The sequence below is a fragment of the Longimicrobium sp. genome (assembly GCA_036387335.1).
Taxonomy (GTDB): domain Bacteria; phylum Gemmatimonadota; class Gemmatimonadetes; order Longimicrobiales; family Longimicrobiaceae; genus Longimicrobium.
The window spans coordinates 71,817-82,585 of sequence record DASVTZ010000126.1 but is presented as its reverse complement, the minus strand read 5'-3'; the positions used below and the strand labels follow the sequence as shown (position 1 = coordinate 82,585).

The 10,769-nt window shown below is 70.9% G+C and carries 6 protein-coding genes; 3 read left to right on the top strand and 3 right to left on the bottom strand.

The features are described 5' to 3' along the window. Positions 1–175: 175 nt before the first annotated feature. Both VF647_12015 and VF647_12010 read right to left on the bottom strand, forming a co-directional pair. Complete coding sequence (locus VF647_12015; GenBank protein ID HEX8452817.1) at positions 176–1,690, bottom strand: SPASM domain-containing protein; 1,515 nt, start codon at positions 1,688–1,690, stop codon at positions 176–178. A 335-nt stretch (positions 1,691–2,025) separates the two neighbouring features. After that, positions 2,026–3,324, bottom strand: coding sequence for a glycosyltransferase family 9 protein (locus VF647_12010; protein ID HEX8452816.1), 1,299 nt, complete (start codon positions 3,322–3,324; stop codon positions 2,026–2,028). A gap of 511 nt (positions 3,325–3,835) precedes the next feature. On the opposite strand from VF647_12010, the gene VF647_12005 reads away from it, so the two are divergent. The 3 genes from VF647_12005 to VF647_11995 all read left to right on the top strand — a co-directional run bounded on the left by VF647_12005 (position 3,836) and on the right by VF647_11995 (position 7,934). Then, a complete protein-coding gene (locus VF647_12005) occupies positions 3,836–6,376 on the top strand; it encodes an ABC transporter permease (protein ID HEX8452815.1) in 2,541 nt (846 codons plus the stop codon). A gap of 34 nt (positions 6,377–6,410) precedes the next feature. Next, positions 6,411–7,037 (top strand): NADPH-dependent FMN reductase, encoded by a 627-nt coding sequence (locus VF647_12000; GenBank protein ID HEX8452814.1) that lies wholly within the window; start codon positions 6,411–6,413, stop codon positions 7,035–7,037. Between the two features lie 189 nt (positions 7,038–7,226). Next, positions 7,227–7,934, top strand: a complete 708-nt coding sequence (locus VF647_11995; GenBank protein HEX8452813.1) for a hypothetical protein — start codon at positions 7,227–7,229, stop codon at positions 7,932–7,934. Positions 7,935–8,143: 209 nt separating this feature from the next. Here VF647_11995 and lon read toward each other — a convergent pair whose 3' ends face one another. Beyond that, complete coding sequence (gene lon / locus VF647_11990) at positions 8,144–10,732, bottom strand: endopeptidase La (GenBank protein ID HEX8452812.1); 2,589 nt, start codon at positions 10,730–10,732, stop codon at positions 8,144–8,146. Positions 10,733–10,769 lie beyond the last annotated feature (37 nt).

The window sequence follows — 10,769 nt, the reverse complement described above, 5'->3', positions numbered from 1 at the left end:
CCGCCACTGCGGGCCGTGCCCCGGGGAGAGGCGCCCCTCTCCGGAGACGGCACCGCCGCGGCGGCCCGGTTCCGGCCGGCGATGGATCACCTGCCGCGGGGGCAGGTGGGGGCGCGCGCCGCCGGGGCGCCGCCCCGTGCGAAGGCGGGCCGCGCCCGCCTTCGCCGCCCGGCGGCTACAGGTCGCAGACGCGCTCCTGGATGGTGACCGCGTCGCCCCGCACGAAGGAGGTGTACGCCTCGGCCACCGAGGCGCGGAAGCGGTCGCCGAACCCGTCGCAGTAGTTCGAGTGGATCTTGCCGTTGCGCCCCTCCGCGAGCACCGCGCACCCGCCCCCGCAGTGCATGGCGTAGCGGCACTTGCGGCAGGTGGGGTTGCTGGCCGGCGTGCGCGTGCGCCACATGCGCGTAAGCCCCTCGTTCATCTCCAGCTGCCCCCCTTCCAGCACCCGGCCGATGCGGACCTTCTCGTCGCCGGTGCGCTCCCAGCACGCGTACATGTCGCCGAACGAGTCGAAGATGTACATGGAGGTGTGCGCGCCGCAGAAGGAGGTCTTCAGGTCCGGCATGTTGGAGCGCTGGTCGAACATCCTGCGCACCCGCCCGATCAGCCCGTCGTCCGGCCGGCCGATGACGCGCATGTTGGGATACCGGGCGCGCAGCTCGTCGATCGCCTGGTCCAGCTCCCACGAGCTGAAGTAGCGGGACTGGAGCTGCGTGAGGGTGATGGACTGCTCGGCGTTGGTGATGGGCGCGGTGTAGGCGGAGAATCCGGGCCGCTCGTGCCAGCCGCGGTCCACGATGGTGTCCGCCAGCGCGGGAAGCTGGTCGACGTTCATCCGGTCGATGTTCATGCGCAGCGAGACCGCCACGCCCCGGTCCAGGCAGAGGTCCAGGTTGTGCGCGATGCGCTGGAACGACCCGCTGCCGTCGGCGTAGATGCGCCGCTTGTCGTGCTCGTCCGGCGGGCCGTCCATCGTGATCTGGATCTCCGAGATCCCTTCCGGCTCCAGGATGTCCTCGTAGGCCTCCAGCTCGGTGGCGTTGCTCACGGCCCAGAAGCGCGCCGGGCCCATCGAACGCGCCTTCACCATGATGTACTCGATCATGGGACGGTTCTCGGCCAGCAGCGGCTCGCCCCCAAAGAACCCGATGTTGCGCGTCACCTCCATTCCGGGACGGATGCCGTGCGGCTCTTCCAGCACCGGCATCGCCGCGAAGATGCGGTCCACGACCTCCGGCTTGATGGTGCGGAGGAGGTGCTTGTAGTTGGGGTCGGACCGCATGTGGTCCTGGAAGCAGTAGCTGCAGCGCAGGTTGCAGTTGTACGTGGGCATGAAGATGTACTGCGGCGCCCTGCGGGCGGCGATCTGGTGCATCTTCTTGACGGTCCGCGCCAGGTAGCCGGACTCCTCGTCCACCGTCATGGTGGTGAGGTAGCCGCGCTTCTTCAGCACCTCCAGCACGCCGTCGTCGGGAGTCACCGCGGCCTCCCTCTCCGACAGCGCGGACGGGTCCGACACCCACTCCCCGTACAGCGGCTTCTCCGGGCGCGTCGCCTCCAGGTTCAGGAGGAAGTCCGCGATCGAGCGCGACACGCGGTCGTAGGCGCCCGTGTATCCGTGAACGAGCAGCATCTCGTCCCGGTTGTCGGGAAGGGGGACGTAGATCGTGTAGCTGCTGGTGCGCATGGTCGTCCTTCCTCCTGGAAGTATGGCGGGGGGCGGTGGCGGAAGCGCGGCCTGCCCTGGCCGTCGCTGCGCCGGGGTGAGATGGGTTGGCTACGGGGACATCCTGACCCTGCCGGTCCCCGCCGTCCGGTCACTGGCGCGGGGCGATGCGGCAGGTCCGGGGCTCTCAGGCGGGCGAAGCGCTCCGCGCTCGAGAGGATCAACCGTGTAATCCGGGTATGGCGCGCGACCTGAAAGGTGCTTTGCGAGCAGCCGGAATCGTGAAACTCGCGCCGACATTGGGATCTCAGTTGACGGTTACAGGCGGATAACGGATAGAATGCGGAGGAACGAAGCTACGCCGCGGCTGCCATGCGGGCGGCGAGCATCTCCCGTATGCGCGCCACGACGCTCGCCGTGTCCACCTGGTCCCAGAGCGACTCGGCGTATTCCAGGTCCGCGGAGTCGGAGCTGAGCGGCCTGCCGAGGATCGGGCTGTCGTCCGCGCCCAGCAGGATCCCGTGGACCCCGGGGTAGTACGTGGTGCGGGCCGAGGGGTCCAGTGAGTTGAAGAGCACCACCCCCGGCACGTCGGCCGCGTCCGCCGCGTGGTACACGCAGGTGTCCACGCACAGGAAGGCGTCCACCCGCGAGATGAGGTGGGCCAGGTGCTCGAAGCGCGGGGTCAGCCCCGACAGGTCCGCGAACCTCGGATGGTCGAGCGGCAACGGCAGCGCGCTCACCACCGTCCAGTCCGTCTGCTCGAGCACCTCCGCGACCAGGGCGGCCGCGCGGTCGTCCGGAATCGACCGCAGGGGAAGCGACGCGCGATGGTGCACCAGGAGCAGGGGGAGCCCGCGCATCCTGAGCGCGGCCAGCTCCGGCTCCAGCTCCGCCGCCGCCCGGGGCCAGCCTGGAAGCGAGTTCCGCTTGCTCTCCGCGGGAACGGTGCAGGGGTCGATCGCGAACAGCTCCAGCAGGTCGTCAGGCCAGGGAAGTCCATGGCTGGCGTAGTCGACGGAGAGGTCCACGTAGGCATCGTACCGCGCGAGCAGCGACACGGGCGCCGGAAGGTGGTGCAGCGCGTCGGCGACTCCGGAGCGAAGGTAGAGCTCTTCGGTCTCCGCGGTATCCGGGTGCTGCAGGATGTCCAGATCCACCCGCCCCAGGCGCTCTTCCAGCCGGCCGCGGAACACGCGCAGCGCCGTGAGCATGACGATGGAATCGCCGAACGCGAGCCCGAACGGGTTGATCACCGCCACGCGGGCGCCACGAGGCAGAGCCGCCCGCGCGAGCTGCGCCTCCAGCGGCAGGCGCAGCTCGGGCTCCACGCGGTGGCCGAGCCGTACCGGCAGCCCTGGCCGCGACAGGACTTCCGCCTCCGCGCCGCGTGAGAGAAGCCGTACCAGCGACGGCCGCTCCGCCCTTCGCGAGTAGGCCGCCAGCTCCTGCAGAAAGGGGCGGCTGTAGCCGAAGTAAAGGCACGACGGGGTGAGCGTGCCGTCCGTGGGCGGTTCCAGCCGCAGGGTCCCTTCCGCAAGTCTTCCCTCCGCCCCGGCGGCGGGCGCCGCGGGCCGGTACGCGGCCCCGCGCCGGGCGCCCGCGACCGGCTCCACGTACAATGCGAGCGGCTCGGAGACGTAGAACAAGTACATACAGGGAAGCTGAAGCCCCGGCGGTGGGGCGGGTTGCCAGGCGTGCGCCGTAAATGGTGGGGAAACGTGCGCGGATGCGGAGAGGAGCAGCCGGTCACCGGACCGCGCGTACCCTTTTAGGCTAGTATAAAATTCTCTGCTTGCTGGTCAAGACTTTTATTTTGACCTTTCGCGACGTGGGGTTTGAGCCGTGTTCGGCAGCGTTCCTGGGCACCTCACAGCGATCTGACGCATCGGCCATCCTGATACGCAATCTGAATCCTCTTGCGGACCCGGAGCCGCTACACATATTTGGAGACACAGACGGGTGATGGAGGACGCAGGCGAGTCCGCTGCCGTTACGACAATCCAAGGCGTATTCTGACGCAGGGATGGCGGCCACTCTCTTGGGTGGTGCCTCCTCACGCGATAGACCCCCTTCCATAGACCACCGCGGAACTCCCGCGCATTCGTTCGCGCACGGAGACCGCCGCGAAGCTACCCAGGCAACCCGAGGCCACCGGAGGAGCAGATGCAGGCGGATTCGTCGACGAACTCTCCGGTGCCGGCGGTGGGTGCCCCCGCGGGCGGCGCGGCCGGGTGGTGGGACGCGTCGCGCGGCACAGTTCGCCGCGCGGCGCGCCGGCTGTGGCGGGCCCCGGGATTCACCCTCGCCATCGTCGCGTCGTTCGCGCTGGGGATCGGCGCCAACGCCACCATGTTCGGGGTCGTGGACCGCCTCCTGTTGAGCCCTCCGGCGCACGTGGAGGATGCGGGCCGGGTGCGCAGGCTGCTGGTGGACCGGCTCGTTCCCGAGACCGGCGAGCGCCAGGCGAGCGAGGTGCTGAGCTACCGTGACTACGAGGACTTCGCCGCCGCGCGCGGGCTGGCCGCGGTGGCCGTGGTCAGCTACCGCACCCTCACCTTCGGGCGGGGCGCCGATGCCAGGCAGGAAGATGCCGCCCTGGTGAGCGGCCAGTTCTTTTCCGTCCTGGGCGCGCGTGCCGCGCTGGGGCGCTTCTTCGGCCCGGCAGACGACCAGCCGGGCGCGGCGGGGGTGGCGGTGATCGACCACGGAGTCTGGCAGCGGCAGTACGGCGGCTCGCGCGACGTGATCGGCAAGACTCTGGACTTCGGCTACGGGCCGTACACCATCGTGGGCGTGGCCCCCAGGGGCTTCACCGGGATGGACGTGCGCCCGGTGGCGGCGTGGCTCCCCCTGCGCACGGCCGCCACGCAGATGCAGGGCACCATGTGGGCGACCAACCGCAACCTCAACATGCTGCGCGCGGTGGGGCGCCTGGCGCCCGGGGTGGACCCGCGCGCGCTCGAGGCCGAGGCCACCACGCTTCACCGGAACGGGCGCGGCGAGCAGATCGCGGCGGGGAAGTACGACGCCACGGTCAGGATCGTGGCCGCCCCGCTGATCGCCGCCCAGGGACCGCTGGCCACCGCGGAGTCCAGGGTGGCGCGCTGGCTGGCGGGGATCTCGCTGCTGGTGCTGCTGATCGCCTGCGCCAACGTGGCCAACCTGCTCCTGGCGCGCGCCGTACAGCAGCGCCGCGAGATCGGGATCCAGCTCGCGCTCGGCGGGTCGCGGGCGCGGGTGCTGGGGCTGGTGCTCACCGAGAGCCTCCTGCTGGCCGCGCTCGGCGGCACGGTGGCGCTGGTGCTGGCCTACCTGGGGGGCGACCTGGTGCGCACCCTTCTGCTCCCCGAGATCGCGTGGCCCGAGGCGGCGGTGGGGGGGCGGGTGCTCGGCGTGATCGGGGCGCTGGCGCTCTTCGGGGGCCTCGCCGCGGGGGTGATCCCGGCGCTGCAGGCGAGCCGCGTGGACGTGGTGGAGACGCTCAAGGGGGGGAGCTCGCGTATCTCGCCCGCGTCGCGCACGCGCAACGCCCTGGTGGCCCTGCAGGTGGCGCTCTCGGTGGTGCTGCTCGTCGCCTCGGGCCTCTTCGTGCGCAGCCTGCACCGGGTGAGCACCATGGACCTGGGGTTGGAGCTGGACCGCGTGCTGTTCGTGAGCCCCGAGTTCGAAAAGGGAGCGTCGGACGAGCAGGAGACCGCCTTCGTGCGTGGCGCGCTGGCGCGGCTCAAGACGCTCCCAGGGGTGGAGCACGCCACGGTTGACATGTCGGCGCCGTTCTGGAGCGCCATGTCGCTGGGCCTGCGCGTTCCGGGGCTGGACTCGGTGCCCACCCTTCCCACGGGAGAGCCCACCATCCACGCGGTGGACGAGGACTACTTCGCCACGCTGGGCCTGAGGATCGTGCGCGGGCGCGGCCTGCAAGCCACCGACAACCGGCCCGGCGCCGCCCCCGTGGCGGTGGTGAACGAGACGATGGCGCGCGTGGTGTGGCCGCGCCAGGAGGCCATCGGCCGCTGCATGGTCATCGGCGGCGACGACGACGAGCCGGGCGAGCCCCTCTGCGCGACGGTGGTGGGCGTGGTGGAGAACGCGCGCCGCAGCTCGCTGATCGAGGAAGAGACGATGCAGTACTACTTCCCCATCGAGCAGGGGACGGTGGAGTACGGCACGCCCGACCTGCTGCTGCGCACCCGCGGCGACCCGGGCGCGATGATCCCGGTGGTGCAGCGCGCGCTGCTGGAGGCCGGTCCGGGGCTGCGGTTCCCCAAGGTGCAGCCGCTCCAAGATCTCATCGAGCCGGAGATCCGTCCCTGGAAGCTGGGCGCCACGGCCTTCACCGCCTTCGGAGTGCTGGCGCTGCTGGTGGCGGGGGTGGGGCTCTACAGCGTGCTCGCCTTCACGATGGCGCAGCGCACCTTCGAGCTGGGCATCCGCGCGGCGCTCGGCGCGACGGGCCAGCGGCTGCGCGGAATGGTGCTGTGGGAATCGCTCAAGGTGGTGGCGATCGGCCTCGTGCTGGGGCTGGCCATCGCCATGGCCGTGGCGCCGCGCATCGAGCCCCTTCTGTACGGGGTGTCGCCGCGTGACCCCGTCACGCTGGGCGGAGTAGCTCTCGCCCTGCTCCTGGTGGGCGCGCTCGCGGCCACCATCCCGGCGCGCCGCGCCACCTCCATCGATCCGAGCGCCGCGTTCCGGGCGGAGTAGCCGCCGGGGCACGCGCCACCAGGAGGTTGTGGACATGGAGGGTCTTCGCGGGCACCCGATCCGGGTGCTGGGGATCTGCGGAAGCGTCCGCGCGGGCTCGTACAACCGCGGGCTCCTGGCGGCCGCGCAGGAGCTGGCGCCGCGCGGAATGGAGATCCGCATCCACGACCTGGGTGCGCTCCCCTTCTTCCATCCGGACGGACACCCCGGCGGCATTCCGCGGCCGGTGGCGGAGTTCGTGGGCGCGGTGGCCGCCGCGGATGCCCTGCTGGTGGCGACGCCGGAATACAACTACGGCGTGCCGGCGGTGCTCACCAACGCGCTGGACTGGGCATCGCAGCCCCCCGGGGCTTCGGCGCTGCGGGGGAAGCCGGCGGCCATCGTGGGCGCCTCCACCGGACGTGGCGGAACGGTGCGCGCGCAGACCCAGCTGCGGCAGGCCTTCGTCTACACGGAAGTGCACGCGCTCCTCCAGCCGGAGCTGCACGTGGGCGCCGCGCACGAGAAGTTCGGCGCGGACGGGCGCCTCCACGACCCATGCACGCGCGAGCGGCTGGCCCGCGTTCTGGAGGGCCTGGCGAGCTGGACCCTGCTCCTGCGCGGAGCCAGCCCCGTCCCCGCCTTCACGGGCCGCACGATGATCCTTGCGCCCCCCGACTAGCTTCCAGAAAAACACAGCGGCCACAGACAGCGCGGCCGAGGGGAGAGCCCCTCCCGCGCCCTTTCGCCGTGGCTCTGCGCCTTCGTGCGGCCCCCACCGCGGACGAAGTGCTTGCGAAAGCCCGCGCGCCGGACGAATCTTGCTTCCGCCCGCGGATATCCTCGCACACCCTGCCGCACGATCCCCCCGATGAAAGCGACCCTGCTGGCCACCCTCCTGTGCGTGGCCGCCACGCCCGCGTACGCCCAGGTGGAGTTCCTCACCGATTTCTTCAAGGAGGTGAACAGCGTTGCCCTCTCCGTGCAGGGGGGCGGGATACCGGGCTCCGCCAACCTGACGACGCGCGGCTCGGACTGCCCGGGCGGCGGGGTGTGCGGGATGTTCGCCGAGGTGCTGGTCGATCTGCCGGACGTCGAGGGCACGGAGCTGGAGCTGGGGCTGGGGACCGGCTACCTGCGCGGCTTCCGCGCGCGCGAGGAGAGCCTGGACCTGCGTGGCTCCATGCGCTCCTTCCCCGTGGTCTCGGCGTACGCAACCTTTCCCGAGATCGAGCGGCTGGCGCGGATCGAGCCCTACGCGGGGCTCAGCGTGGGCTCGGCGCACCTCTGGAACGCCCGCGGCTACGACCCCGAAGGCACCGTGTTCGCCGTGGAGGGCGAGACGCTGGAGTTCGGGGCGACGGCGGGGCTCTACCTGACGCCCCTTCGCGGGCTGTTCGTGGAGGGGGTGTACCGCGTGCGCCGCTTCGAGAGCATCACCTGGGAGCTCCCCGACGCCGCCGAGGAGCGCCTCCCGACCAACTGGCCCCGCTCCCTCGACGCCAGCGGCTGGACACTCTCCCTCGGCTGGCAGTTCCGCTTCCGGGACTCCGAGAAGAAAGAAGATCCTGACAGCTGAACAGCAGGGCCTCACGCGGAGACGCGGAGACGCAGAGAGAACAACAAGAGCAAGAGGCATCACACGTAGCCAATCTCTTTGTCTTTTTCTCTGCGTCTCCGCGTCTCCGCGTGAGACTTCTGTTGCCGACTTACACAGGTCGCATGAGACCGGCCAAGGGGCCCCGGAGTTCGCTCTCCGGGGCCCCTGGTTTGTGAAACTTCAGCGGATCAGCGGCTGCCGTGCATCCTCACCGCGCCTTCAAGGCCACGGCCGGCGCCGGTCGTGAGCGGAAGAGGCAGCTCGGGAAAGCGCAGCTTCCCCTCGCTCATGCTGGCGCCGCGCAGCGCCACGGAGAGCGCCTGGTCGATCGTCTCCACCGGGTGCACGTCCAGCGCGGCCAGCACCTCGGCCGGCAGGTCCTCCAGGTCCCCCTCGTTGTCCTTGGGGAGGACGATGGTGCGGATCCCCGCCCGGTGCGCGCCCAGCAGCTTCTCCTTTACCCCACCGATGGGGAGCACCCGCCCGGTCAGCGTCACCTCGCCCGTCATCGCCACGTCCGAGCGGACGGGGGTGTCGGAGAGGGCCGAGACCAGCGCCGTGGTCATCGCCACGCCCGCCGACGGGCCGTCCTTGGGGATGGCGCCCGCCGGAACGTGGATGTGCAGCTCCGAGCCCCACGCCTTGCGCGGGTCGATGCCGTAGCGCCCGGCGTTGGCGCGCGCGTAGGTCAGCGCGGCGCGCGCCGACTCCTTCATCACGTCGCCCAGCTGCCCGGTGAGCACCAGGTTGCCGAAGCCGGGCTGCGCGGCGCTCTCGCCTTCCGCGGTCGCGGGCACGGCAGCACGCTGCTGCGCGCTGACCTCGATGAACATGATGTCGCCGCCCACCGGCGTGTAGTACATCCCGGTGGAAACGCCCACGGTGTCCTGCCCGCCCGCGCGCTCGGGGTGCACACGCGTGCGTCCCAGCAGCTCCTTCACCCGCTCCAGGTCCACCCTCACCGTGCTCTCCGCCCCGGCGGCGATGCGGCGCGCGGCCTTGCGGGCCAGCTTCCCCACCTCGCGCTCCAGCTGGCGCACCCCGGCCTCGCGGGTGTACTCGGCGATCACGGCGCGCAGCGCCTCGTCGGTCACCTCCAGCTCCTCGGCGCGCAGCCCCGCGTCCTCCCGCTGCCGCGGAAGGAGGAAGCGCTCGGCGATGGCCTTCTTCTCCTGCTCCGTGTAACCGCGGAACTCCACCGCCTCCATGCGGTCGTACAGCGGCGCCGGGATGTTCTGCGCGTAGTTGGCCGTCGCGATGAAGAGCACCTCGCTCAGGTCGAACGGCACACCCAGGTAGTGGTCCGTGAACTCGTGGTTCTGCGCCGGGTCCAGCACCTCCAGCAGCGCGCTCGACGGATCGCCCTGGTAGCTGACGCCCAGCTTGTCCACCTCGTCCAGCAGGATCACCGGATTGCGGCTCTTGGCCTGCTTGAGCGCCTGCACGATGCGCCCCGGCATGGCGCCCACGTAGGTGCGCCGGTGCCCGCGGATGTCCGCCTCGTCGCGCACGCCGCCCAGCGCGATGCGCACGTACTTGCGGCCCAGCGCCCGCGCGATCGACTTGGCGATCGACGTCTTGCCGACGCCCGGGGGGCCCGCGAAGAGGATGATGGGCCCCTTGGCGGTCGCCTTCGCCTTGGCCTCGGCGATCTCGCGCTCCAGCTCCTCCGACGATGCCTCCGCCTCGGTGCCGGAGAGGGCCTCCGCCTCGATGGCGGCCTCCTCCTTCACCTCGTCCTCGGCGCGGCGCGCGGCCAGCTGGCGCACGGCCAGGAACTCCAGCACGCGGTCCTTGACGTCCTCCAGCCCGTAGTGGTCCTCGTTGAGGATCTCCTCGGCGGGAAGGAGCTCCAGCCGGTCCTCGGTGCGCACGTTCCACGGCAGCTCCGCCACCCACTCCAGGTAGGTGCGGATCACCTGGTACTCGGCGCTCTGCGGATTGGTGCGCTCCAGACGGCCCAGCTCGCGCTCCACCTCCTCGCGCGCCGTCTCGTCCAGGCCGAGCGCCTCGATCTTCTCGCGCAGCTCCTCCAGCTCGGCGCCCTCGTCCTCCTCGCCCAGCTCGCGCTGGATCGCCTTCATCTGCTCGCGAAGGAGCATCTCGCGCTGGCGCTCGCCCAGCTCCTCCTGCACCTGCTGCTGGATCTCCTCCTGCGCCTCGATCATGGCGAGCTGCCGCTGCACGATGAGCAGAAGGGAGCGCAGCCGCTCCTCTACGGAGAGGATCTCGAGGAGCTTCTGCTTGGCCTCGGTCCCCATTTCCACGTAGAACGCCACCAGGTCCGCGAACGGTCCCGGCTCGGTGACGCCGCTCATGAACTGCTGCAGCATCTCCGGCGGAATGCCGCGGCGCTTGCCCAGCTCGGCGGCGCGGTCGCGAAGCTCGCGGTAAAGCGCGAGGAAAGCCGGATCGTCGGCCGCGATGGGCTCCAGGTCGTTCATCTCGCGGACGTGCGCCGCCAGCCCGCGCCCCTCCGGCGCCACGTACTGCAGCGCGAGGGCGCGCCCCTCGCCCTGGATCAGGAGCTGCACGCCGCCGTTGCCGCGCTGCACCTGTGCGATGCGCACCACGGTGCCGACGGTGTAGAGGTTCTCCGCCTCCACCTCGTCGCGGTTCTCGCGCTGGGCGACGGCCAGCATGCGTCGGTCGCCGGCGAGCGCGGCCTCGATGGCCTGCAGCGTTCCCGGGCGCCCGGCCGATATCGGCACGGCGGTCCCGGGAAACACCACCGTTTCCCGGAGCGGGAGAACGGGCCGCATCAGTCGTTCACTCATCTCGTCATCCTTCCTTCAAGAAGGGGTCGCCGTCCGC